Raw genomic sequence first — 22,744 nt, forward strand, 5'->3', positions numbered from 1 at the left:
TCAGCTCCTTTCCGTGGTGAGAAGAGGGGAGGACAGGAACGTCTCGGCGACGTCCTCGAAAGAACGGGAGTCCACCGCGAAGGCGGCGAAGAGGGCGGCACCGTACGCGGTGCCCTCGTCGTGAGTGGAGACCGTGACCGCGGGCAGCAGCGCGGAGCGGGAGCGCACCACGGATGCCATCGACGACCAGCCGCCGGTGAGCACGGTCGAGGTGGGCGGGGGCACCTCGCGGTCCATCACGGCCATGCATTCGGCGAGCATGTCGTTGCCGTGACGGAGCGAGGCCGCGAACAGCTCGGCGGGGCTGAGCCCGTCGCTCTGCGCGACGATCTTCAGCACGCCGTCGTCGTTGCGGGCGCCCGAGACGGCGAGTCCCGCATCCGACACGGTCCCCTCGACGGGGAACGTCATGGTCTCCTCGTCGATGCGCGCACGCCCCACGGCATCCGTGATCCCGAGAAGCTGCAGCACGCGGCGCATGAGCAGTCCCGACTTGGTGCCGGCCAGCAGCACGAACTTGCCGGGGATGACGTGGCGCACGCAGTTGATGCCCGCCAGCGCGAGACGCTCGCGGGCGTCGAAGGGGAGGGTGTCGTCGAGCACCCGCACGAGGGCTTCGGCAGTACCCATCGAGTCGTAGAGCTGCCCGGTGTGGGTGGCGCCGACGGCGACGGCGGAGACGAGGTGGTCGTGCCCCGCGACGGTGAGCGCCGCACCCTGGAAGCCCGCGGGCAGCAGCGGATCGGTGATCGTGCCGACCGCCTCCCCGGCGCTCACGAGCGTTCCGAGAATCGAGTCGTCGACGCCCAGCACGTCCAGGGCCGCCTGCCACGGCGTGCTGTCGTCCTGGTCGATGAGACCGGTGCGCGAGACGAGCGAGTACTCCGCGACCCGCGGCCCGCCGAGGGCGTGCACGACGTACTCGGGCACGTTCAGGAACGTCGTCCCCTCGAGTGACACGCCCTTATCGCGCAGGTACAGGAGCTTCGAGACGGATGCCAACGGCCCCACCGGCAACCCGGTCCGGCCGAGGAACTCGGCGCGGAACGCGTCGGGCGTCGCCCCGATCTGCGCGGCTCCCCGCGGGTCGAACCAGGCCATGATCGGCGCGAGCGCGGTGCCCTCGGCATCCAGCAGCACGCCCGCCTCGGCCATGCCCGAGACCCCCAGGGCGACGATGCGGTACCCCGTGTCGAGGCGCCGGTCGGCCTCGGCCGCGAGCTCGCGCACCACGGCGATCGCCTGAGCGGCGGTCATCTCGGCCTGCCCGTGGTCGAGGTTGGTCCACGGTGACCGGCGGCTCACCACGAGCACCTGGCGACCGTCGGGGGTGGCGACCAGCAGCTTCGTGCTGGTCGAGCCCATGTCGACGCCGACGACGTAGTCGCTCATCGCACTCCACCCCCGCGCAGGGTTCCGGGCCAGCCGGCGCCGGGCGCGGCGACGAGCACCTCGGCGGACCCGGCGAGACGCCACGCGCCGAAGGCGTGCGGAACGGCGTAGACCTGACCGCGCTCGACGTCGATCGACCCCGCGTCCGACACGAGCGCCCCGGAACCCTCCCGCACCAGCACGACCGCGAAGCCGGCCTCGCGCGCCGCGGTCTCGCCCGCGGCGTCGAACAGGCGGAAGTACGGATCGGCGGCGGCCGGGAGCAGCGAGCGGAAGTCCGCCCCCGCCGGGGTCGTCCCGGCGGTGCTGATCAGAGCGGCGAGGCCCTCGGCATCCAGCTTGTCGGTCGAGACCGCGGGCATGACGGCGTCGAATCCGAGGTCGAGGTGCGACTCCTCGCGGGTGGAGGTGGTCACCGACCACTCCAGCAGGATCGAGAAGTCGGTGGGCTCCTGCACCTCGGCGACGAAGATGCCGCCGTCGATCGCGTGCACGGTCCCGGCGGGAACGAGCACGCCCATGCCGGGGCGCACGACCACGCGGTTCATGCGCGACAGCATCCAGTCGCTGTCCTGCGCGTCGCGGCGGCGGTCGAGCTCGTCGCGGTCGACGTCCTCGTTCCAGCCGACGTGCACGGCGCAGTCGTCCTCTGTCTCGAGCACGTACCAGGCCTCGGTCTTGCCGTACGGGCAGTCGAGGTGCGCGCCGGCGAAGCCGCGGTCGGGGTGCACGTGCACGGGAAGGCGCTGACGCGCATCGAGGAGCTTGACCAGGATGCCGAGATCCCCGGCATCCCGTCCCCCGCGCGCCCCCACCCACGCGGCGCGATCGCCTGTGACGAGGTCGCGCAGGAAATCGCCCTCGTCGGTCACGGCGAGACCGATCTCGTCGGAGCCGAAGCGCGACACGGTCGATGCAAGCCACTCCTCGGGCTGTCGATCGGTCTCGGGCACGATGCCGCGGAGGGCGGCGATGCGATCGCCGCCGCGGTAGAAGTGCTGCACGGGGTTGGGCGGCAGGAGGACGGGCTTCATCACGGGGCTCCGATCGGTTCGGAGGCCGCAGCGGCGACGTCGCCGCTGGGCTCGGGGCGGGTGCGGGAGAGGTCGGTGGCCGACACCTCGGTGGCGTCGGTGGGCGGGGTGTGGACGAGGGCGAGGGCGGTCGCAGCGAGGGCGGCGACGGGTTCGACCAGGGCGGGAGCGGCGCCGACAGCGCCGCCCGCCGTACCCGCCGACCCCACCACGGCGCCAGCGGCGGCCCCAGAACCCGCCGACCCCACCACGGCGCCAGCGGCGGCCCCTGAGCCTGTCGAAGGGTCCACCGCGGCCCCCGCCGCCACGGACCCCGACCCCGCCGAACCCACCCCGGCGCCAGCGGCGGCCCCTGAGCCTGTCGAAGGGTCCGCCGCGGCCCCGGCCGCCGGTGCGACCTCGCCCGATCCCCGCGGCACGAGCCGCGTCGGGACGACGATCCGCACGGGACCCTCGCCGGGCCGCTCCGCCCGCTCGCGCAGACGCCGGAAGGCGGCCGCCCCGAGCAGGCGCGGGTCGTGGTCGACGTAGGTGATGCCGGGCTCGAGCACCTCGGCGAGGGTGAAGTCGCCGAACGAGACGAGCGCCGGCATGCGCAGGCCCCGCGCGCGGATCGCGCGCACCGTGCCGATGGCCGCGAGGCTCGTCGCGCACAGCAGCGCGGTCGGGGCGTCGTCGCGCTCGAGAAGGAGCGGGGCGGCGACGGCTTCACCGGCGCCGAAGCGCTCGTGCGTCACCACGAGCGAGGGGTCGAAGGCGACACCCGCGGTCTCCAGCGCCGCGCGATAGCCGGCGAGCCGGTCGCTCACCGTGGGGTAGGGCACGTCCTCCCCCATGAAGGCCACGCGACGGTGTCCGTGCGCGAGGAGGGCGGCGGTCGCGTCCACGGCCGCTCCGAAGTCGTCGATGACGACCGCGTCGATGCCCTCTTTCGCGCGGTCGATCGTCACGACGGGGAAGCGTGCACCGAGCCCCGCGAGCGTCGAGGCCTCCACCGCCACCGGGGCGACGATGAGACCCGCCAGGCGATGACCGGTCAGACGGTCCAGCTGCGTGCGCTCGCGCGCCGCGTCGTACCCGGTGCTGGCGAAGATGACGCTCAGGCCCTCGGCGACCGCGAGCTCCTCGACGACACTGACGAAGGCGGCGAAGAACGGGTCGGAGATCGCATCGATCAGGATGCCGATGGTGTCGGCCGCGCGCCGCTTGAGCTCCCGGGCGCTGCGGTCGGGGACGAACCCGAGCGCGCGCACCGTCTGCAGCACGCGGTCGCGGGTCTGCGGCAGGACGCCCGGCTCGTCGTTGATGACGCGCGACACGGTCTTGGGGCTCACCCCCGCGGCGGTGGCGACGTCGATGAGGCGAGCGCGCGGGCGGGCCGCGGCGATCTCGCCGACCGCGCGGGCGGTCATCGTCTCGTCGTGCGTCATCGCGTCTCCGACATCGTTGTCATCTGGCGGTGAAGCCCGGGCTCGGGCTTCGATGGAGTCATCCTGCGACCCGCGGACAACGTTGTCAAGTATCGGATCGATCACGTATGACATCGATGTCGAGCCCGAGCTCCCACGAGGCCCCCGGAGCCAGCGCCCGCAGCAGCCCCGCGTCGCGCGCGTCGGCACGGCCGAGGATCGTCGCGGCCGTCGCCGGCTCCACCCCCAGCACCAGACCGTCGTCCTGCGCCACCCGCCACTGGAACATCGCGGGCAGCACCGCGGTGTCGAACGAGAGGCGGATGCCGAGGCCCGACGTCGCGACGACCTCCGCGCTCACGCGCCGATCCGTCGGCAGCTCGTGCCGGAACACCTGCTCGGGGTAGTCGGCCACCGGCGCGGGGAACTCCGCCCAGGTCGCCGCCCCGGCCTCGGCGGCGGCGTCGCGCGGATCGACCCGCACCGCCGGAGAGCGCAGCAGCGTCGCCTCGTCCACGAGCGGCCAGCCGAGGTTGACGTGGTACAGCACCATCGGCTCCACGGCACGGGCCCCGCGGTTGACGATCTCGTCGCGCAGCTCGATGCGCGCCTCGCCGAGCAGCACGCGCACCCGGCGGCGCAGCTCCAAGTGCGCCCCGAGCACGGTCGCCTCCACCACCGTCGCCTCGACGACCACGGCGTCGTCCTCGACCTCCGCCCGACGGACGGATGCCGCAAGCCCGCTGTAGCGGCCGTGCTGCGGGTGGTCGCCCTCGGCGTCCGACGACGGCGGACCGAACGAGAGCAGGCCGCACGTGGTGACGAGCCCTCCCCCGAACGCCGCCCCGAATCCGCTCACCCCGGGCCGGGGCCATCCCGTGGGCGACACCCACGCGAGAGGGACGCCGCGATGGCGCACCTGGCCGAGATCGAGCCCGCGGTCGGGCAGCAGCTCGACGTCGAGGTCTCCGGCGACGATCCGCAGTCGTCGAGTGCCGGCATCCGGTCCGTCGGTGCGCAGCGATTGCTCCACCGTCGCGATCTGCGCCGTCGAGCCCGCGCGTCGGCGCGCTTCGTCGATCGATCGTCCGTACAGCTCGCCCATGAGCCCCCGCCTTCCTCGCCGTGGTGCGCCTCAGGGTAGCAGCGATTGACAACGTTGTCTTGCGCCCGCATACTGACCGTCGAGCGCAGAGCCGCGCCCCGACACGACGCTTCGGAGACCCACACCCCATGTCGAAACCCCGCCTCAACCGCCTCTTCAACGCGCGCTCCGGTCGCGCGTTCGACGTCGCCGTCGACCACGGCGCGTTCCACGAGCCCTCGTTCCTCACCGGCATCGAAGACATGGCGAAGACCGTCGCCACCCTCGTCGACGCCGGCCCCGATGCCGTCCAGCTCACCCTCGGCCAGGCCCCGCTACTGCAGTCCGTCCCGGGCAAGCAGAAGCCCGGCCTGGTGCTGCGCACCGACATCGCGAACGTCTACAACGACCCGCTCGAGTCGCCCCTGCACAGCATCCACGTGCCGGATGCCATCGAGGTCGCCGTCCGGCTCGACGCGGTGGCGGTGTGCGTGAACCTCCTCGACCTCCCCGGCGAGCCGCAGGTGCGCGAGCAGTGCATCCGCTCGATCCTGGCGCTGCGCACCGACGCCGAGAAGTACGGGATGCCGCTCATGATCGAGCCCCTCGTCATGCAGACCAAGCCCGGCAGCGGCGGCTACGGCGTCGACGGCGACACCGCCAAGGTCGTGACCCTCGTGCGGCAGGCGCGCGAGCTCGGCGCCGACCTCATCAAGGCCGACCCCACCGACGACATCGGCGACTACCACCGCGTCATCCAGGCCGCCGGCGACACCCCGGTGCTCGTTCGCGGGGGCGGACGCGTCGACGACCGCACGCTCCTGGAGCGCACGCAGGCGGTGCTCGAGCAGGGCGCGCGCGGCATCGTCTACGGCCGCAACGTCATCCAGCACCGCGACCCGGCCGGCATCACCGCCGCCCTCATGGCGGTCGTGCACGAGAACGCGTCGGTCGACGAGGCCCTCGCCCTGATCGGCGGTGCGGAATGACCGCGCTCGCGGCGGCGGACCGCCGCAGCGTCCTCGCCGACGCGCCGACCACGACCCCCGCCTCCCGCGAAGGAGACCAGGCATGACCGGCAAGAAGATCGGCGTCGGCATCATCGGCGGCGGCCTCATGGGTCGCGAGATCGCGGCGGCCCTGCGCCGCTGGCCCGCGCTCATCGACCACCCCGCCGAGCCCGAGCTCGTCGCCGTGTGCGACATCAATCCGGCGGCTCTGGAATTCTTCGAGCGCATCGACACGGTGCAGCTGACCACGACCGACCACCACGAGCTGCTCGCCGATCCGCGCGTCGATGTCGTCTACATCGCCGTGCGCCACGACCTGCACGAGCGCCTGTACGTCGACACCATCCGCGCCGGCAAGGCCCTCCTGGCCGAGAAGCCGTTCGGCATCGACCGCGCCGCCGCCGACGCGGTCGTCGCCGCCATCGACGAGACGACCGGGTCGTTCGTGCGCGTCTCGAGCGAGATGCCGTTCTTCCCCGGCGCGCAGTGGGCCGTCGACTACGTGCGATCCGGCGCCCTCGGCCGCATCGTCGAGGCGAAATGCACCTTCCTGCACTCCAGCGACATCGACGTGCACAAGCCGCTGAACTGGAAGCGGCAGAAGCAGTTCTGCGGCGACGCGGGAGTCCTCAACGACCTCGGCATGCACACCTGGCACGTGCCGCTGCGCCTGGGCTGGACGCCGGAGAAGGTCGTCGGCATCCTGCAGGACATCGTCACCGAGCGCCCCGGCCCCGACGGCTCGCCTCAGCCGTGCGACACGTGGGACAACGCTGTGATCCACTCCTGGGCGCGGCACGACGGCGCGCCCTTCCCTCTCACGACCGAGACCAAGCGGATCGCGCCGGGGCAGAAGAACACGTGGGAGTTCGAGGCCGTGGGCATGTCGGGTGGCGTCCGCTTCAGCACGAAGAACCCCAAGCAGGTCGAGGTGTTCGCCGTCATCGACGTTCCCGGGGTGGGCCGCGAGCAGAGCTGGCAGAGCATCGATGCGGGCAGCCAGTCGGTCTGGCCGACGGTGACCGGCCCCAACTTCGAGTCGGGATTCTCGGATGCCATCCTCCAGATGTGGGCGGCCTTCCTCGCCGAGTACCTGGGCGAGCTCGGCGACGGGTTCGGCTGCGTGCGCCCCGAGGAGGCGGCTCTGACCCACCGCCTGTTCGCCGCGGCCATCGCCTCGCACGAGACGGGCACGCTGGTCGCCCCCGCCGTCTGACCCCTCTCGAGTGTCCACGACACGCCGCCTCCTCTTCGCGGGACGCGGGGTGTCGTGGACACTCGTCGTTCCGGGAGTCGACCGGGACGCAGCGATCGACGCGCGGGCCGCCGCGCGCGTCCCGTGCCCGGATGGCCCCGCGTCCCCGCCGATCCCTATGCTCGAAGGATGCCGCCCCCGACGGCATCACCCGAGGAGACGCATGCGCAAGTCCGGCCGACCGACGATGGTCGACGTCGCCGCCGAGGCGGGCGTCAGCTTCAAGACCGTCTCGCGCGTCATCAACGGCCAGCCGAACGTCGACCCCGCGATGGCGGAGCGCGTCCTCGCGGCGGTGGATCGCCTCGGCTATCACCGCAACGCCCTCGCCGCGAGCCTGCGCTCCGGCGATCGCGACACGATCGGATTCATCGCCGCCGACCTGTCGAACACGTTCTACATGGCCATCGCCGCCGCCGTGTCGTCGGCGGTCTCCCGCGAGCGCATGCACCTGGTCATGGCATCCAGCGAAGAGGATGCCGCGACCGAACGCGCCCTCGCCCTCGATCTGTGCCAGCGCCAGGTCGGCGGGCTCGTCGTGGTCCCGACCGCCGACGACCACTCCTACCTGCAGCGCGAGGTCGAGCTCGGCACCCCCGTGGTGTTCCTCGACCGCCCCGGCAGCGGCATCCCCGCCGATGCGATCCTCCTCGACAACCGCGGCGGCGCCCGAGCGGCGGTCGCCGAGCTGCTCGAGGCGGGGCACCGTCGCATCGCGGTGCTTCTCGACGCGCGGAGCATCTACACGATGGCCGAGCGCTGGGCCGGCGTCGAAGAGGCCTTCGCCGCCGCCGGGCGCGAACCCGATCCCGCCCTGGTGGTCGAGGGACTCCACACCCCGGCTGTGGCCCGCGACGCCATGCTGCGCCTGCTCGAGTCCGACGCCCCGCCGACCGCCGTGTTCTGCGCCAACAACCGCGTCACAATCGGCGTTCTCGAGGCCATCCTCCCGCGTGGCGCCGACATCGCCCTCGCGGGGTTCGACGACTTCGAGCTGTCCCATCTGCTTCCGCGGCGCATCCGTATCGTCGACTACGACATCGCCGGCCTCGGCCGCCTCGCCGCCGAGACCTTGCTCGCGCGCCGGAACGCCCCGGCGACCGGCTCGCACACTCATCTCGTGCCGACACACCTGGTCGACCGCGGCGGCGTGCGCTGAGGTCTCCCCGCGCCTTCGGGTGAGTCCGAAGCCCGTCGCGGATGAAAGGGTGGCGCAACGACACGGGATCGGCGGCCGATCCCGCCGCCGCCCGCGGGGCGACTCCGCATCGCGCCGCGAGACTGGGGGGCCATCCCCGTCTCATGAGGTCGTCCATGTCGTCTGCCGCTGACCCGGGCGTGCGCTGGATCCCCGTGGCTCTCGGCGCGATCGACGTCCGGGGTTCCTCGTTCTTCCTCCCCGAGGCCGAGATCCTCGTGGTCCCGGTCGGTGCGGATGCCCCCCTCTGCCTCGTCGGCGCCGGCGCCTCACTCTGGCGGCGACTGGTCGAGGGCACGCCGGTCGTCCCCTCGGCGGTCGACCCCGACGCAGCGGCCCTCCTGCACGAATTCCGCGCGGCCGGTCTCGCCGTCCTCGCCGCGACGCACCCCGCCGGCGTCGCCGATCTGCGACCGCCGGCGCTCTCGTCGCCGATGCACGAGCTCGTCTACGCCCTCGTCGCCCGCATCGCCGCCGACCGCGGCATCCCCTGCGTCTTCGTGAAGGGGCCGGCCCTGCACCGCCAGGGACTCCGCGACCGCGAGCACTCCGGAGACGTCGATGTCTGGTGCGAGCCGTCGCGATGCGACGAGCTCGCGACGGCGCTGGAGCAGTACGGCTGGACGCGCGAGCCCGACCCCTGGTGGGGCACGTCCGTCCATCACTCGATCACCCTCGCGCCCGGCGGGTGGGGGTGCGAGATCGACGTCCATCGGCGCATCCCCGGCCTCACGCTGCCCGACGACGAGGCCTTCGCGATCGTTGCGCGCGACGCCGACCAGATGCTCTACGCCGGGGTCCCGGTGCCCGTCCCCGCCGTCGCCGTCCACGCGGTGCTCGCGGCGGTGACCCTGGTGCGCCCCGAGATCGGCGGCGGGGCCCGGACGCCCCAGGCGTCCGACGCGGCGCGGGCGGTTCTGACCCGCGCGCCCGGCGCCGGCGCCCGCGCGCGGGAACTGGGGGCGGTCCCCGTCCTGAGGGAGGAGTTGCGCACCCTCCTGCCCGACGACGATCTGACCGACGGGGGCGTGCCCCGCGACTGGGCCTGGCGGGCTCAGCCCGACCGCGCGCACGCGTACTGGCACGCCCTGCGCACCGAGCCCCTCGCCGTGCGGTTCCGTCTGCTGCTGCGGCTGATCTGGCCCCCCGACGAGGTGGCGCTGGCGTCCGCCCGACGGGCGGGCGAGCCGTCGGCGTGCGCGACCCGGGCTCGACTGCGCCGGATCCGACGAGGCGCGCGGGAGTGGCTCCGGCGGTCCTCCACGGGGTGATCCGGAGGGACCGTCGAACGATCCGGCTGGTGAAGCCGGCGAGATCCGCCCCTCCCTCCCCCGCTTCGAGGCCCCCGCCGGACGCCGCGGAGCCGCCCGGTGGTACGGGTGCTCCTCCCTCTCCACGGCGGTTCCGGCGGCCGCCCGTCCACAGGACTCACCCCCGCACCGCGGTCGCGCGGCGGCTCGGGGCAGCCCCGTGGACGGGCGAGAGTCGTGACCGCGTCGAGCAACCGCCCGCCCGTCGCGCTCTCCGACCCCGTCCGGTGCGTCCCGATGCCATCGACGGGCATCGGCCTCCGCCTCCCCCAACGAGAGGGCCTCCATGTCCACGACCGCCGCCCGCGACGCGCACTGATGGCGCGCTGCCTGGTCATCGGCGCGAACGGCTTCCTCGGCTCCCGCCTCACGGACGCGCTGGTGGAGGCGGGGCACGAGGTCACGGGATTCGACCGTTTCAGCCGCGGGACCCGCTCGTTCGCCTCGTCGTCGGTCACGATCGTCGCCGGCGACTTCCTGAGCACGTCCGATCTGGCCGCCGCGGTCGACGGCCACGACGTCGTCTTCCATTTCCTCTCCACGACGACGCCCGCGACCGCCGACGGTGACCCGACCCTCGACCTCCGCACCAACGTGAGCCAGAGCGTCGAGCTCCTCGCGCTGTGCGCCCGCGCCGGTGTCGGGCGGGTCTTCTACGCCTCCAGCGGCGGGGCGATCTACGGCCCGCAGACCCTGCCGGTCTTCTCCGAGACCGCCCCTCTCGCCCCCCTCTCGCCGTACGGCATCGGCAAGCTCGTCGTCGAGCGCTACCTCGACTACTACGCCGCGACCGAGGGACTGGCATCCGTCTCCCTGCGCATCTCCAACCCCTACGGGGCGAATGCCAACCCGTCCAAGCGACAGGGCATCATCCCGATCACGCTCAATCGCATCCAACGCGGCGAGCCGGTGGTGCAGGTCGGCGACGGCTCGATGGTGCGCGACTACATCCATGTCGACGACCTCGTCCGTCGCATCCTGCGCATGGTCGAGACCGAGCCGCGCGAACGCGCCTACAACCTCGGCAGCGGGCGCGGGCACTCGGTGCGCGAGGTCCTCGCGGCCGTTCGACACGTGGTGGGGCGCGACTTCCCCGTGCACGTCGTCCCCAAACCCGCGACCTTCGTCGACCACGTGGTGCTCGACGTCGGTCGGTTCGTCGACGAGTTCGGCGACGACCACGACCTTTCACTCACCGAGGGCGTCGCACGCACGTGGGCGCAGATGGGGATGACGGCATGACGCGCGTCCTGCACGTGACCGAGGCGATGGGCAGCGGGGTCCTGAGCCTGGTCGACAGCATCTCGCGGCGGCAGGCGGAGGCGGGCGCAGAGACGACCGTGCTCTTCGTCCCGCGCCCCGAGACTCCCACCGACGACGCCCTGCGAACTCGGTTCCACCCCGGCGTGCGTCTGGAGCGGGTCTCGACCGGTCGACGCCGCGCAGACCTCCTGGCCCTGTTCCGAGCGGTGCGTCGGGCGGCCCGCGACGTCGACGTCGTCCACGCCCACTCCAGCATCGCGGGGGCGGTCGGTCGGGCCGCACTGTGGACCCGGTCGTCGCCCGAGCGGATGTTCTACTCCCCGCACGGCTTCGCCTTCCTTCGCCTCGACCTCCCCCGCGCGGCACGGCTCGGCATCCGGGTGATCGAGAGCATCCTCGCTCGACGCAGCACCCTCGTGCTCACCTCGCCCTCGGAGTTCGCCACCGCCCAGGCCCAGCTCGCGCCGCCTCGCGCCCGTCTGCTGCAGACGGGCGTCGCGGCCGACACCATCGCCGTCTCGCCGCGGCGCGCCGATGCCAACCGCCGCCCGGTGGTCGGGATGATCGGGCGCGTCACGCATCAGAAGGCGCCCTGGCGTTTCGCGGCCACCGCGCGCGCGCTGCAGGGCGGCGCCGACTTCGTGTGGATCGGCGCCGGCTCGCCCGCCGACGAGGCGCGATGGCTCGGCGACGCCCCGGTCCGCGTGACGGGATGGGTGTCCGCCGACGAACTGGTCACGCTCATCGACGAGATCGACGTCCTGCTGTTCCCCTCCCTCTGGGAGGGCATGTCGCTCTCGCTCATCCAGGCGCAGGCGCAGGGCATCCCCGCCGTAGTGTCCGACGTGGTGGGCAATCGCGACAGCGTCCTCGACGGCGTCTCGGGCTACGTCGGTCGCACCACCGCCGAGCTGATCGCCGCCACCGCACGCCTGCTGGCAGACCCGCCCCTGCGCGAGCGCATGTCGGCCGCCGCCCTCGACTGGGCTCGACGCAGCCTGACCGACGACCGCATCGGCGTGGATTCGCTGGCGATCTACCGGGGCGCGAGCGACCTCGCCGCCACGCGGCTCTCGTGATCGTCGTCAATGCGCGCTTCCTGACGCAGCGCACCACCGGCATCCAACGTTTCGCCACCGAGATCACGCGCGAGTTGATGGCCCTGCGCGACGACCTCGTGCTCGCCGTCCCGCACGGTCCGTTCGACGACGCCGGGCTCGACCGCGGCCGCATCGTCGAGGTCGGACGCCTCCGCGGCCACGGGTGGGAGCAGATCGACCTGCCCCTCTTCGCCCGTCGGGGGCGCCACCCGGTCGTCAACCTCACGAGCACGGGCCCGGTCTGGTACCGACCGCAGATCTCCACCCACCACGACATCACCTACGTGCGGCATCCCGAGAGCTTCGGACTCCGATTCCGCACCCTTTACGCCCTCGTGGTTCCCCGTCTCATCGCGCACAGCGCTCGCCTGCTCACCGTCAGCGCGTTCTCGCGCGACGAGATCGCGGGGCACTTCGGCGTGGCGCCCGAGCGCTTCACCGTGATCCACAACGGCGTCGACGACCGGTTCCGCCCGGCTCCGACCGAGCGCGGACGACCGTACCTGCTGGCCGTGTCCTCCCCGAACGCCCACAAGAACTTCGCGCGGATGATGTCGGCCTTCGCCGCGTTCTCGCCCGCCCATCCCGATGTCGAGCTCCGTGTGGTCGGCACGCAGACCAACAGCTTCGCGCGACAGCGATACGACGACGCGCACGATCGCGTGCGTTTCCTGGGCCGCGTGGACGACGCCGAACTCGCCGCCCTGTACCGCGGGGCCCTCGCCTTCGTCTTCCCCTCGCTGTACGAGGGTTTCGGCATCCCCCCGATCGAGGCGCAGCAGTGCGGATGCCCGGTCATCGCCGCCCGCGCCGCCTCGCTGCCCGAGGTGCTGGGCGAGTCGGCACTGTTCGTCGACCCGTACGACACCGACGATCTCGCTGCCGCGATGTCGCGTCTGGTCGACGACGAACCGCTGCGCGCGCGGCTCATCGAGGCGGGCCACGCCAACGCGGCCCGGTTCTCGTGGCGCCGATCGGCCGAGCGGGTCTCCCAGGTGATCGACGAGGTGCTCGCCGAACGGTGACGGCCGTCCGGACGTCAAGGCCCCCGCGCCCGTCGTCCGTCGTGTCTACCGTCGCTGCATGAGCCACGATCGCGACCAGTTCACCTTCGACAACCCGGTCACGCGCTACGCCCGCGTCGAACCGCCCCTCCAGCACCAGCCCGAGCCGGGCGTGCAGGCCGACATGACCCCCGTGCCCGACCTCGGCGAGAAGACGTACCGCGGTCTCGGACGCCTCACGGGCCGCAAGGCCCTCATCACCGGCGGCGACTCGGGGATCGGCGGGGCCGTCGCGATCGCCTTCGCGCGCGAGGGCGCCGATGTCGCGATCGTGCACCTCCCCGACGAGCAGCGCGACGCCGACCACATCCTCGACCAGATCCGGGATGCCGGCCGCACCGGCGTCTCGATCGCGACCGACATCACCGACCCGGGCGCGTGCCGCGACCTCGTCGCCCACGCGGCCGAGGCCCTCGGCGGCCTGGACATCGTCGTGAACAACGCCGGGAAGCAGGTGATGGTCGAAAAGGTCGACGACCTGTCCGACGAGCAGTTCGAGCAGACGTTCCGCACCAACGTCTTCGCGCCGTTCTGGATCACCAAAGCCGCGCTGGCCCACCTCCCGGAGGGCGGCACCATCATCAACACCGCCTCCCTCGAGGCCTACGTGCCGGCGCCCGACCGCCTCGATTACGCCGCGACGAAGGCGGCGATCAACAACCTGTCGAAGGGCCTCGCCCAGCAGCTCGCCTCCCGTGGCATCCGCGTCAACGTCGTGGCGCCCGGACCCACCTGGTCGGCTCTGCAGGTGAGCCAGGGGGTCTCCGACGACCAGATGGAGCACTTCGACGACGAGAGCACCTATCAGCGCGCGGGGCAGCCCGCCGAGATCGCGCCGGCGTTCGTCTTCCTGGCCTCCGCCGAATCCAGCTACGTCTCGGGCGAGACGCTCAACGTCAACGGCGGCATGGTCACCCCCTGACCCCTGCTCCTCGAACGCCCCGCCCCTCGGGTCGGGGCGTTCGTCGTGCACGCCCCCTGCGTCGTCATCACCGCGCGCCCTGCTCGCTTGCGTAAATCTCCCCGATCCGCAACCGACCCTCTCTCGAGCGCGCGGTGCGAAACGGTGAGGACATGTCCGAAGACACCGCCTCCGTTCCCGACGAGGCGCCCCTCACCCTGTACCTGCTGCACGCGCTCGGCGCGAGCGCCCGGTCGTTCGACCGCCTGGCGGATCGGCTGGCCGGACACGTCCGTGTCGTGGGCATCGACCTCCCCGGGTTCGGGTCCGAGGCCGACGCCACCGCGACCGACCTGACCCGCACCGTCGCGCATGTCGAGCGCGTCCTCGCCGCGCACGACGGCGGACCGTGGCTGCTCGGCGGTCACAGCATGGGCGGCAAGGTCACCGCGCTCGTGGCATCCCGTGTGCTGCGCGGCGAGGCGGCCCTGTTCGGATTGGCAGGGGTCGTGCTCATGGCGCCCTCGCCGCCGCGGCCCGAGCCCATGGACGAAGAGCGCCGCGAGCGCATGCTGTCGTGGGTGGCCGACGGTCCGCTCTCCGACGAGGATGCCGAGACCTTCGTCGCCCAGAACGTGGCGGAGCCGCTCGACGCCGAGGCGCATGCGGTGGCGCTCGACGGCCTGCGCCGCACGTCGCCCGCGGCCTGGCGCGCCTGGCTCGAGACGGGCAGCACGGTCGACGCCACGGCCGAGGTGGGCCTGCTCGATCTGCCCGCGCTCGTGCTGGCCGGCGAAGACGATGCCGACCTCGGCGCGGCGGCTCAGCCGGGCCTGCTGGCCGCGGTGTACCCGCGCGCCCGCTTCGTCGCCCTGCCCGACACGGGGCACCTCATTCCGCTCGAGCGCGACGCGGAGGCCGCGGAGGCGATCGCCCGCTTCGTCGACGAGGAGGTGCGGGTGGGACCCGTCGTCCCCGACGAGTGGGCGCGCCTCATCGCGGGCGATCGCGTCGACGACCGGGTGCGCGGCATCCTGGCCCGTCGTGCGCTGCCCGACGACCGCGGCTATGCGCCCGCGGCGCTCGACCTGGCCCAGCTGACCCTGCTGCGCGAGATCGCGGACCTGGTGGTTCCGCAGGAGGGACGCGCGATCGACATCGCCGCCCGCGTCGACGCGCAGTTGGCCCGCGGCGAGGGCGACGGATGGCGCAACGCCGATCTTCCGCCCGATCCCGAGGCCTATCGCGCCGGGCTCGACACCCTCGCCGGCGTCTGGGCGACCGATCCCGCCGATCGCGACCGCATCCTCCGCGCGGCGATCGAGGGCGAGAGCACCGCCGAGGGGGCGTTCGACGCCGAGCGGATGAAGGCCTGGCTGGAAGACGTGCGCAACGACCTCGTTCGCCAGTGGCTCGCGCACCCCGCGAGCATGGCGCGCGTCGGCTACGACGGGTTCGCCACCGGCGGATCGCCCATGCGGGGCTACGTGGAACTGCGGCTGGGGCGCCGAGAAGACTGGGAGCCGTCCGGAGTCGGCGGCACGATCGCGACGGGAGACGCCGCATGAACCTCGAAGCCATGCGCACCTTCACCGACGACGAGACGGTCGACGTCGTCGTCGTCGGAACCGGAGCCGGAGGGGCGCCGCTGACGGCCGAACTCGCCCGCAAGGGTCTCAGCGTCGTCGCCCTCGAGGCCGGGCGCCACTTCGCCCTCGACGACCTGACCCCCGACGAGACCGAGGCGGTCGAGATCAACTGGATGTCGGAGCGCCTGAGCGGCGGCGACGACCCCACGGCGTTCGGGCCGAACAACAGCGGACGCGGCGTCGGCGGTTCGATGCTGCACTGGGGCGCCTTCACGCCTCGCCCCGATCGCCGCGACCTCGCTATCCGCACGGAGTCGGGCGTGGGCCGCGACTGGCCGGTCGATCCCGACGAACTGCTGTCGTACGTCGAGCGCGTCGAGGGCGACATCGGCGTCTCGGGCCCGACCCCCTACCCGTGGGACCCCACCCGCACCTACGCCTACGCCCCGGCGAAGCGCAACGCTCCGGCGAACCTCGTGGCCAAGGGCTGCGACGCCCTCGGCGTGCGCTGGGCCGACGCCCCGGCCGCGGTGCTCACGCGTGCCCGCCTGCAGGATCACCACGGCGAGCGCGGCGCGTGCGTCAACTGCGGCGAGTGCCACCAGGGGTGCCGAGTGGATGCCAAGGCCTCCACCGCCAACACCTATCTGCCGGCGGCGGTCGCGGCCGGCGCCGAGATCCGCAGCGAGTCGATGGTGCACGGCATCGAGCTCGACGATCGCGGCCACGTCGCCGCCGTCGTCTACCGCAAGGACGGCGTGGACCGCCGACAGCGTTGCCGCGCTCTCGTGCTCGCCGGCGGGGGCGTCGAGACGCCCCGCCTGCTCCTGCACACGGGTCTGGCGAACGACAGCGGCCAGGTGGGCCGCAACTTCCTCGCTCACGGGGCGACGCAGGTGTGGGGTCGCTTCGACGAGCCGGTGCGCGGGCACCGCGGCTACCCCTCGTCGCTGATCTCCGAAGACATGATGCGCCCCGCCGACGCGGACTTCGCCGGCGGATACCTCCTGCAGAGCCTCGGCGTCATGCCCCTCACCTACTCGACGACGCTCGTGCGCGGCGGAGGCCTCTGGGGCTCCGAGCTCATGCAGCGCCTCGATCAGGCGCGGTTCATGGCGGGAATCGGCATCAACGCCGACTGCCTCCCCTCCGACGACAACCGGCTCGTGCTGAGCGACGAGACCGACGAGTTCGGCATCCCCCGGGCGCGCGTCACCTTCACCGCCGGTGAGAACGAGAAGGCGATCGACAAGCACGCGACGGCGTTCATGCTGCGGGTGATGGAGGCGGCCGGCGCGCGGGAGACGATCGTCTTGGCCCGCACGGCCCACACGATCGGAACCTGCCGCATGTCGACCGACCCCGCGGACGGCGTGGTGGATGCCGACGGCCGCTCCCACGAGATCCCCAACCTGTGGATCTGCGACAACTCCGTCTTCCCCTCGGCGATCGCCGCGAACCCGGCGCTGACGATCATGGCGCTCTCGCTGCGCACCGCCGACCGCTTCCTGGCCTCCGCCGCCGCCTGACCGCGCCGCTCGGCCGGGCTCCCCCGCCCGGCCGAGCGCGACGTCGTCCGCGCTCCGCCGAGTGTCCACGACACGCCGTTCGTCCGGCCGCCCGCGCGGCGTGTCGTGGACACTCAACCGTATGCCGCTCGACACGGGAGAATGGATGCCATGAAGCTCGAGCATCTCCGCCGGTTCGCCGTCCTCGCCGAGGAGCTGCATTTCCCGCGCTCGGCCGAGAAGCTGCGCATCGCCCTCGCGTCGTTGTACACCACCGTCGACAAGCTCGAGGAGGAGGTGGGGCAGTCGCTGATCTCGCGGACCCCGCCGACGCACCTCACCCCGGCAGGTCGCCTGCTGCTCGAAGAGGCGCACCACCGCATCGCGGACGCGCCCCCGCCCGCACCCCGGCAGAAGGCCCCCGGCGGCGGCAAGGCGAAGGCCAACAAGGGCAAAGGGCGCGCCCCGATCGTGAAGGGCGAGCCGAAGCCCTACAAGAAGCGCCAGGGGCGCTGACCCGTACCCCGATGCGGTCTCCCTGCCCCGCGATAAACGCTCATCGTGCCGAAACTCGCTGCACCGGAGCGAGTCTCGGCAGGATCAGCGTTTCTCGCACCTGAGCGCGTCCGCGCGGCGCGCCCTCGAGCGCTGCGGCTACAGCGCTGCGGCTACAGCTCGGTCACGACCCCGGCCTTGACCTGCCAGCGCCGGTCGGTCTCCACGGCCGCGAGCATGCGCCGGTCGTGGGTGACCAGCAGCAGCGTCCCGGTGTACGAGCCCAGCGCCTGCTCGAGCTGCTCGATCGCGGGGAGATCGAGGTGGTTCGTCGGCTCGTCGAGCACGAGCACGTTGACCCCGCGCGCCTGCAGCAATGCGAGCCCCGCGCGCGTCCGCTCCCCCGGCGACAGCGCGTCCACCGCGCGCGTGACGTGGTCGGCCTTGAGACCGAACTTGGCCAGCAGCGTGCGCACCTCGCCCGCGTTCATCTCCGGCACGAAGCCCTCGAACGTCTCGGCCAGCGGGCGCTCACCCACCAGGAGCGACCGAGCCTGATCGATCTCGCCGATCGCGACGCACGTCCCGAGCGAGGCGGTGCCCTCGTCCGGCGCCTGACGGCCCAGGATGCCGCGCAGCAGCGTCGACTTCCCGGCACCGTTCGGACCCGTGATGCCGATGCGCTCGCCCGCATTGACCTGCAGCGAGACCGGACCCAGCGTGAAACCGCCCTGCCGGAACACGGCGCCGGACAGCGTCGAGACGACGGAGCTCGACCGCGGCGCCGAGCCGATCGTGAATTCGAGCTGCCACTCCTTGCGGGGCTCCTCCACCTCCTCGAGGCGCGCGATGCGGCTCTCCATCTGCCGGACCTTCTGCGCCTGCTTCTCGCTCGACTCGGTCGCGGCCTTGCGGCGGATCTTGTCGTTGTCGGGTGACTTCTTCATCGCGTTGCGCACGCCCTGGCTCGACCACTCGCGCTGGGTCCGCGCGCGCGACACGAGATCGGCCTTGGTGTCCGCGTACTCCTCGTACTTCTCCCGTGCCTGACGCCGCAGCGTCGCGCGCTCCTCGAGATAGGCGTCGTACCCGCCGCCGTAGACGCGATGCGTGTTCTGCGCCAGGTCGAGCTCGAGCACCCGGGTCACCGCGCGCGCGAGGAACTCGCGGTCGTGGCTGACCAGCACCACCCCGCCTCGGAGACCCCGCACGAAGGTCTCGAGCCGCTCGAGGCCGTCCAGATCCAGGTCGTTCGTCGGCTCGTCCAGCAGGGCGATGTCGAACCGCGACAGCAGCAGCGCCGCGAGCCCCACGCGGGCCGCCTGGCCCCCCGAGAGTCCGGTCATCTCGGCATCCGGTCCCACCTCGAGCCCGAGGTCGGCCAGCACCTGCGGCATCCGCTCGTCGAGGTCGGCTGCGCCGCTCGCGAGCCACCGTTCCAGGGCCGTGGCGTAGGCGTCGTCGGCGCCCACGGCCGTGGGGTCGCCGAGGGCCGCGGCCGTGGCATCCATCTCGCGGGTCGCCTCGGCGCACCCCGTCCGTCGCGCGATGTACTGCGCGACGGTCTCACCCGCCACGCGCTCGTGCTCCTGCGGCAGCCACCCCACGAACGCGTCCGCGGGCGCCAGGTTGACGGTCCCGGACAGGGGCTCGTCGGCCCCGGCGAGCAGTCGCAGCAAGGTCGACTTCCCGGCGCCGTTGGCGCCGACGAGCCCGACGACGTCGCCCGGCGCGACCGTGAGGTCGACGCCCTCGAAGAGCGTGCGGTGGCCGTAGCCCCCGGCGAGGTTCTGAGCGACGAGGGTGGCGGTCATCCCCCTAGTTTCTCAGGCCGATCGCCGGACGATCGTCCGTTCTGTCGCTCCGCGCCTCACCGCGCGCGCGGATGGGAGGTCGCGTACACGTCGCGCAGGGCGTCGACCGAGACGTGCGTGTAGATCTGGGTCGTCGCGACCGAGGCGTGGCCCAGGAGTTCCTGCACGACGCGCACGTCGGCACCGCCCTGCAGCAGATGCGTCGCGAACGAGTGCCGCAGGGTGTGCGGCGAGACGTGGGCGGTGAGCCCCGCACCCTCGGCCGCGGCCTGGATGATGAGCCAGGTGCTCTGCCGCGACAGCGGGGCACCGCGCACGCCGAGGAAGAGCCGCGGCGTGGCGCGTCCCTTCGCCGCGAGGGCCGGGCGCACGCGCGTCAGGTACGCATCGAGGGCGGCTCGGGCGTACGAGCCGACGGGCACGACGCGTTCCTTATCGCCCTTGCCGCGGACCCGCAGCAGATCGCCCTGCGCGACGTCGTCGACGTCGAGCTGCACGATCTCCGATACGCGTGCCCCCGTGGCGTAGAGCAGCTCGAGCAGCGCCCGATCGCGAACGGATGCCGGTTGCGCCGCCGACGCGTCTTCGGACCCCGGCGCCGGCCCCGCGGCGTCGAGGAGGTCGTCGACCTGAGCGATCGTCAGTGCCTTCGGCAGGCGGCGGGGCGTCTTCGGCGGACGCAGGCGCCCGCTCGGGTCGGTCTCGGCCCGCCCTTCACGCACGAGGAAGCGGTGGAGCCCCCGCACGGACGACTGCATCCGCGCCAGGGACGACGCCGCGGGAGGAGGCTCGGCCGAGGCGCGCTCCGCCCCGAAGTCGGCGACGAGTTCGGGCGTCACCGCCTCGGCATCCACGATCCCCCGCGCGCGCAGCCACTCGACGTACACGTCGAGATCGCGGCGGTACGCGGCGACGGTGTGCTCCGAGAGGCCCCGCTCGAGCGCGACGTGGCGCAGATACGTCCCGACGGCGCGCTCGAGCTCCACGTCAGGCCGACGCGGCCTCGCGGCGCAGCACCTCGGCGGCGGCGAGCGCTCCCGCTGCCAGGATGCCGTTGCGCAGGCGCCCGGCGATGACCCCGTCGATCACCTCGGCGAGCGCAACGCGCTCCACCCGCATGTCGGACTCCTCGTGCTCGCGCTCGTAGTCGGTCTCGACCGTGCGCAGACCGCGTGCGAGGAAGAGGTGCACGATCTCGTCGTTGCCCCCGGGCGTGGTGCGCATCGACAGGAGATGCTGCCAGCGGTCGGCTTCGAGGTCGACCTCCTCGGTCAGCTCGCGCTTCGCGGTCTCCAGCGGTGGCTCGCCCGCGACGTCGAGCAGCCCCGCCGGGATCTCCCAGTCGCGCTCCTTGATGGGGTGGCGGTACTGCTGGATGAGCACCACCCGCTCGTCGTCGTCGATCGCCACGACGGCCGCCGCCCCCGGGTGCTCGACGTACTGGCGCGTCATCTCACCGTCGCCGTAGCGGACGGTGTCGCTGCGGACGTCCCAGACGGCGCCCTCGTAGACCACCTCGGTGGAGACGACCTCGAGGTCGACCGGCTCGTCGCGCAGCTGCTCCACCTCAGTCCTCCTCGACGTCGAACAGCTCGCTCGAACGGTGCCGCTCGAGGGCCGCGCCGACGAGCCCGCGGAACAGGGGGTGCGGCTCGGTCGGACGCGAGCGCAGCTCGGGGTGCGCCTGCGTGGCGATGTAGTACGGGTGCACGTCGCGCGGCAGTTCGACGAACTCGACCAGGTCGAGGTCGGGGTTCAGCCCCGAGAACACGAGCCCTGCATCGCTGAGCTGCTGGCGGTAGGCGTTGTTGACCTCGTAGCGGTGACGGTGACGCTCCGAGATGCTGTTCGCGCCGTACACCTCCGCCGCGAGAGAGCCCTCCGCGAGTGCGGCCGGGTACAGCCCCAGACGCATCGTTCCGCCCAGGTCGCCGCTTTCGAGGATGTCGACCTGCTCGGCCATCGTCGCCACGACCGGGTGCGCCGTGTCGGGGTCGAACTCGCTCGACGACGCGCCCTCGAGCCCGGCGACGGTGCGCGCGTACTCGATGACCATGCACTGCAGGCCGAGGCAGATGCCGAGGGTGGGGATACCCTGCTCGCGGGCGAAGCGCAGCGCGCCGAGCTTGCCCTCGATACCGCGGATGCCGAACCCGCCGGGCACGATGATGCCGTCGACCGCTCCAAGGGCCTTGGCCGCCCCCTCGGGCGTCTCGCACAGGTCGGAGGGGATCCAGGTGATCGTGACGTGCGTCTCCTGACCGAAGCCACCGGCCTTGATGGCCTCGGTGACCGACAGGTAGGCGTCGGGGAGGTCGATGTACTTGCCGACGAGTCCGATCGTGACCTCGTGCTTGGGGTTGTGCACCGCCTGCAGCACCCGGTTCCAGCGCGTCCAGTCGACGTCGGCGGCCTTGCTGATCTCGAGCGCGTCGACGATGTAGGCGTCGAGACCCTGGTCGTGCATCATCGAGGGGATGTCGTAGATGCTCGGCACGTCGATGGCGTTGACGACCGCGTCCTCGTCGACGTCGCACATGAGCGCGATCTTGCGCTTGTTCGACTCGGTGACGGGCCGGTCGCTGCGCAGCACGAGGGCGTCGGGCTGAATGCCGATGGAGCGCAGCGTCGCGACGGAGTGCTGCGTGGGCTTGGTCTTCTGCTCGCCCGAGGCGCCCATGAAGGGCACGAGCGACACGTGAACGAAGAAGACGTTCTTGCGTCCGAGTTCGTGACGGATCTGACGCGCCGACTCGATGAAGGGCTGCGACTCGATGTCGCCGACCGTTCCGCCGATCTCGGTGATGATGACGTCGGGCTGCGGGCTCTCGCTCGCCTGCAGGCGCATGCGGCGCTTGATCTCGTCGGTGATGTGCGGGATGACCTGCACGGTGTCGCCGAGGTACTCGCCGCGGCGCTCGCGCGCGATGACCTGCGAGTAGATCTGGCCCGTGGTGACGTTGGCGGCCTGGCTGAGCTCGATGTCGAGGAAGCGCTCGTAGTGACCGATGTCGAGGTCGGTCTCGGCGCCGTCGTCGGTCACGAAGACCTCGCCGTGCTGGAACGGGTTCATGGTGCCCGGATCCACGTTGAGGTAGGGATCGAGCTTCTGCATGACCACGCGGAGTCCGCGGGCCGTGAGGAGGTTGCCGAGGCTTGCCGCCGTCAGGCCTTTGCCCAGGGAGGAGACGACTCCTCCGGTCACGAAGATGTGCTTCGTCGTGAAGGTCGTGCTGTCTGAATGTCCCGCGTCCGAAGTCTGCATCACGGGCTTCGATCCTATCAGTCGGGTGTGGGGGTTCGCCTCAGAGTCTGACA

19 protein-coding genes are annotated in these 22,744 nt (G+C 72.3%); 11 read left to right on the forward strand and 8 right to left on the reverse strand.

Features of this window, described 5'->3' with window-relative positions; genetic code table 11:
- The 4 genes from RWH44_RS14635 to RWH44_RS14650 all read right to left on the reverse strand — a co-directional run bounded on the left by RWH44_RS14635 (position 1) and on the right by RWH44_RS14650 (position 4,940).
- Positions 1–1,392, reverse strand: a complete 1,392-nt coding sequence (locus RWH44_RS14635; RefSeq protein WP_316005145.1) for an FGGY-family carbohydrate kinase — start codon at positions 1,390–1,392, stop codon at positions 1–3.
- Entirely contained in the window at positions 1,389–2,426 is a 1,038-nt protein-coding gene (locus RWH44_RS14640) for a hypothetical protein (protein ID WP_316005146.1), read from the reverse strand. Before RWH44_RS14640 ends, RWH44_RS14635 begins: the two co-directional genes overlap by 4 nt.
- Positions 2,426–3,856, reverse strand: a complete 1,431-nt coding sequence (locus tag RWH44_RS14645) for a LacI family DNA-binding transcriptional regulator (RefSeq protein WP_316005147.1) — start codon at positions 3,854–3,856, stop codon at positions 2,426–2,428. Before RWH44_RS14645 ends, RWH44_RS14640 begins: the two co-directional genes overlap by 1 nt.
- Before the next feature lie 85 nt (positions 3,857–3,941).
- Entirely contained in the window at positions 3,942–4,940 is a 999-nt protein-coding gene (locus RWH44_RS14650) for a DUF4432 family protein (protein ID WP_316005148.1), read from the reverse strand.
- Positions 4,941–5,068: 128 nt separating this feature from the next.
- Between RWH44_RS14650 and RWH44_RS14655 the strand changes: the two genes are divergently transcribed.
- The 11 genes from RWH44_RS14655 to RWH44_RS14705 all read left to right on the forward strand — a co-directional run bounded on the left by RWH44_RS14655 (position 5,069) and on the right by RWH44_RS14705 (position 17,633).
- On the forward strand, positions 5,069–5,908 hold the full coding sequence (locus RWH44_RS14655) for a class I fructose-bisphosphate aldolase (protein WP_316005149.1): 840 nt from the start codon (positions 5,069–5,071) through the stop codon (positions 5,906–5,908).
- An 82-nt stretch (positions 5,909–5,990) separates the two neighbouring features.
- Positions 5,991–7,145, forward strand: a complete 1,155-nt coding sequence (locus tag RWH44_RS14660; protein WP_298874174.1) for a Gfo/Idh/MocA family protein — start codon at positions 5,991–5,993, stop codon at positions 7,143–7,145.
- Between the two features lie 202 nt (positions 7,146–7,347).
- Entirely contained in the window at positions 7,348–8,343 is a 996-nt protein-coding gene (locus tag RWH44_RS14665) for a LacI family DNA-binding transcriptional regulator (protein WP_316005150.1), read from the forward strand.
- A 155-nt stretch (positions 8,344–8,498) separates the two neighbouring features.
- Entirely contained in the window at positions 8,499–9,653 is a 1,155-nt protein-coding gene (locus tag RWH44_RS14670; protein WP_316005151.1) for a nucleotidyltransferase family protein, read from the forward strand.
- A gap of 357 nt (positions 9,654–10,010) precedes the next feature.
- Complete coding sequence (locus RWH44_RS14675; RefSeq protein ID WP_316005152.1) at positions 10,011–10,934, forward strand: NAD-dependent epimerase/dehydratase family protein; 924 nt, start codon at positions 10,011–10,013, stop codon at positions 10,932–10,934.
- Positions 10,931–12,034, forward strand: a complete 1,104-nt coding sequence (locus tag RWH44_RS14680) for a glycosyltransferase (RefSeq protein ID WP_316005153.1) — start codon at positions 10,931–10,933, stop codon at positions 12,032–12,034. Before RWH44_RS14675 ends, RWH44_RS14680 begins: the two co-directional genes overlap by 4 nt.
- The gene (locus RWH44_RS14685; protein WP_316005154.1) at positions 12,031–13,080 is read left to right on the forward strand and encodes a glycosyltransferase family 4 protein; all 1,050 of its coding nucleotides are present in this window, start codon (positions 12,031–12,033) and stop codon (positions 13,078–13,080) included. The genes RWH44_RS14680 and RWH44_RS14685 overlap by 4 nt, the downstream gene beginning before the upstream one ends.
- A gap of 58 nt (positions 13,081–13,138) precedes the next feature.
- The gene (locus RWH44_RS14690; RefSeq protein ID WP_298874183.1) at positions 13,139–14,041 is read left to right on the forward strand and encodes an SDR family oxidoreductase; all 903 of its coding nucleotides are present in this window, start codon (positions 13,139–13,141) and stop codon (positions 14,039–14,041) included.
- 152 nt (positions 14,042–14,193) lie between these two features.
- The gene (locus RWH44_RS14695) at positions 14,194–15,588 is read left to right on the forward strand and encodes an alpha/beta hydrolase (RefSeq protein WP_316005155.1); all 1,395 of its coding nucleotides are present in this window, start codon (positions 14,194–14,196) and stop codon (positions 15,586–15,588) included.
- A complete protein-coding gene (locus RWH44_RS14700) occupies positions 15,585–17,138 on the forward strand; it encodes a GMC family oxidoreductase (protein ID WP_316005156.1) in 1,554 nt (517 codons plus the stop codon). Before RWH44_RS14695 ends, RWH44_RS14700 begins: the two co-directional genes overlap by 4 nt.
- A 150-nt stretch (positions 17,139–17,288) precedes the next feature.
- Positions 17,289–17,633 (forward strand): LysR family transcriptional regulator, encoded by a 345-nt coding sequence (locus RWH44_RS14705; protein ID WP_316005157.1) that lies wholly within the window; start codon positions 17,289–17,291, stop codon positions 17,631–17,633.
- Positions 17,634–17,785: 152 nt separating this feature from the next.
- Here RWH44_RS14705 and RWH44_RS14710 read toward each other — a convergent pair whose 3' ends face one another.
- From RWH44_RS14710 to pyrG, 4 genes are read right to left on the reverse strand one after another with little or no spacing between them, the layout of a single operon-like run.
- Positions 17,786–19,426, reverse strand: coding sequence for an ABC-F family ATP-binding cassette domain-containing protein (locus RWH44_RS14710; RefSeq protein ID WP_316005158.1), 1,641 nt, complete (start codon positions 19,424–19,426; stop codon positions 17,786–17,788).
- Positions 19,427–19,482: 56 nt separating this feature from the next.
- Positions 19,483–20,412, reverse strand: coding sequence for a site-specific tyrosine recombinase XerD (xerD, locus tag RWH44_RS14715; RefSeq protein WP_316005159.1), 930 nt, complete (start codon positions 20,410–20,412; stop codon positions 19,483–19,485).
- 1 nt (position 20,413) lies between these two features.
- A complete protein-coding gene (locus tag RWH44_RS14720; protein ID WP_316005160.1) occupies positions 20,414–20,992 on the reverse strand; it encodes an NUDIX domain-containing protein in 579 nt (192 codons plus the stop codon).
- 1 nt (position 20,993) lies between these two features.
- Positions 20,994–22,691 (reverse strand): CTP synthase, encoded by a 1,698-nt coding sequence (gene pyrG / locus RWH44_RS14725; RefSeq protein WP_298874268.1) that lies wholly within the window; start codon positions 22,689–22,691, stop codon positions 20,994–20,996.
- Between the last annotated feature and the right edge of the window lie 53 nt (positions 22,692–22,744).

The sequence above is a fragment of the Microbacterium phycohabitans genome (assembly GCF_032464935.1).
GTDB classification, from domain to species: Bacteria; Actinomycetota; Actinomycetes; order Actinomycetales; family Microbacteriaceae; genus Microbacterium; species Microbacterium phycohabitans.

Excerpts from the sequence above, each read along its gene's own strand:
- RWH44_RS14635 (WP_316005145.1), bottom strand. The coding sequence starts at position 1,392 with ATGAGCGACTACGTCGTCGGCGTCGACATGGGCTCGACCAGCACGAAG.
- RWH44_RS14640 (WP_316005146.1), bottom strand. The coding sequence starts at position 2,426 with ATGAAGCCCGTCCTCCTGCCGCCCAACCCCGTGCAGCACTTCTACCGC.
- RWH44_RS14645 (WP_316005147.1), bottom strand. The coding sequence starts at position 3,856 with ATGACGCACGACGAGACGATGACCGCCCGCGCGGTCGGCGAGATCGCC.
- RWH44_RS14650 (WP_316005148.1), bottom strand. The coding sequence starts at position 4,940 with ATGGGCGAGCTGTACGGACGATCGATCGACGAAGCGCGCCGACGCGCG.
- RWH44_RS14655 (WP_316005149.1), top strand. The coding sequence starts at position 5,069 with ATGTCGAAACCCCGCCTCAACCGCCTCTTCAACGCGCGCTCCGGTCGC.
- RWH44_RS14660 (WP_298874174.1), top strand. The coding sequence starts at position 5,991 with ATGACCGGCAAGAAGATCGGCGTCGGCATCATCGGCGGCGGCCTCATG.
- RWH44_RS14665 (WP_316005150.1), top strand. The coding sequence starts at position 7,348 with ATGCGCAAGTCCGGCCGACCGACGATGGTCGACGTCGCCGCCGAGGCG.
- RWH44_RS14670 (WP_316005151.1), top strand. The coding sequence starts at position 8,499 with ATGTCGTCTGCCGCTGACCCGGGCGTGCGCTGGATCCCCGTGGCTCTC.
- RWH44_RS14675 (WP_316005152.1), top strand. The coding sequence starts at position 10,011 with ATGGCGCGCTGCCTGGTCATCGGCGCGAACGGCTTCCTCGGCTCCCGC.
- RWH44_RS14680 (WP_316005153.1), top strand. The coding sequence starts at position 10,931 with ATGACGCGCGTCCTGCACGTGACCGAGGCGATGGGCAGCGGGGTCCTG.
- RWH44_RS14690 (WP_298874183.1), top strand. The coding sequence starts at position 13,139 with ATGAGCCACGATCGCGACCAGTTCACCTTCGACAACCCGGTCACGCGC.
- RWH44_RS14695 (WP_316005155.1), top strand. The coding sequence starts at position 14,194 with ATGTCCGAAGACACCGCCTCCGTTCCCGACGAGGCGCCCCTCACCCTG.
- RWH44_RS14700 (WP_316005156.1), top strand. The coding sequence starts at position 15,585 with ATGAACCTCGAAGCCATGCGCACCTTCACCGACGACGAGACGGTCGAC.
- RWH44_RS14705 (WP_316005157.1), top strand. The coding sequence starts at position 17,289 with ATGAAGCTCGAGCATCTCCGCCGGTTCGCCGTCCTCGCCGAGGAGCTG.
- RWH44_RS14710 (WP_316005158.1), bottom strand. The coding sequence starts at position 19,426 with ATGACCGCCACCCTCGTCGCTCAGAACCTCGCCGGGGGCTACGGCCAC.
- pyrG (WP_298874268.1), bottom strand. The coding sequence starts at position 22,691 with ATGCAGACTTCGGACGCGGGACATTCAGACAGCACGACCTTCACGACG.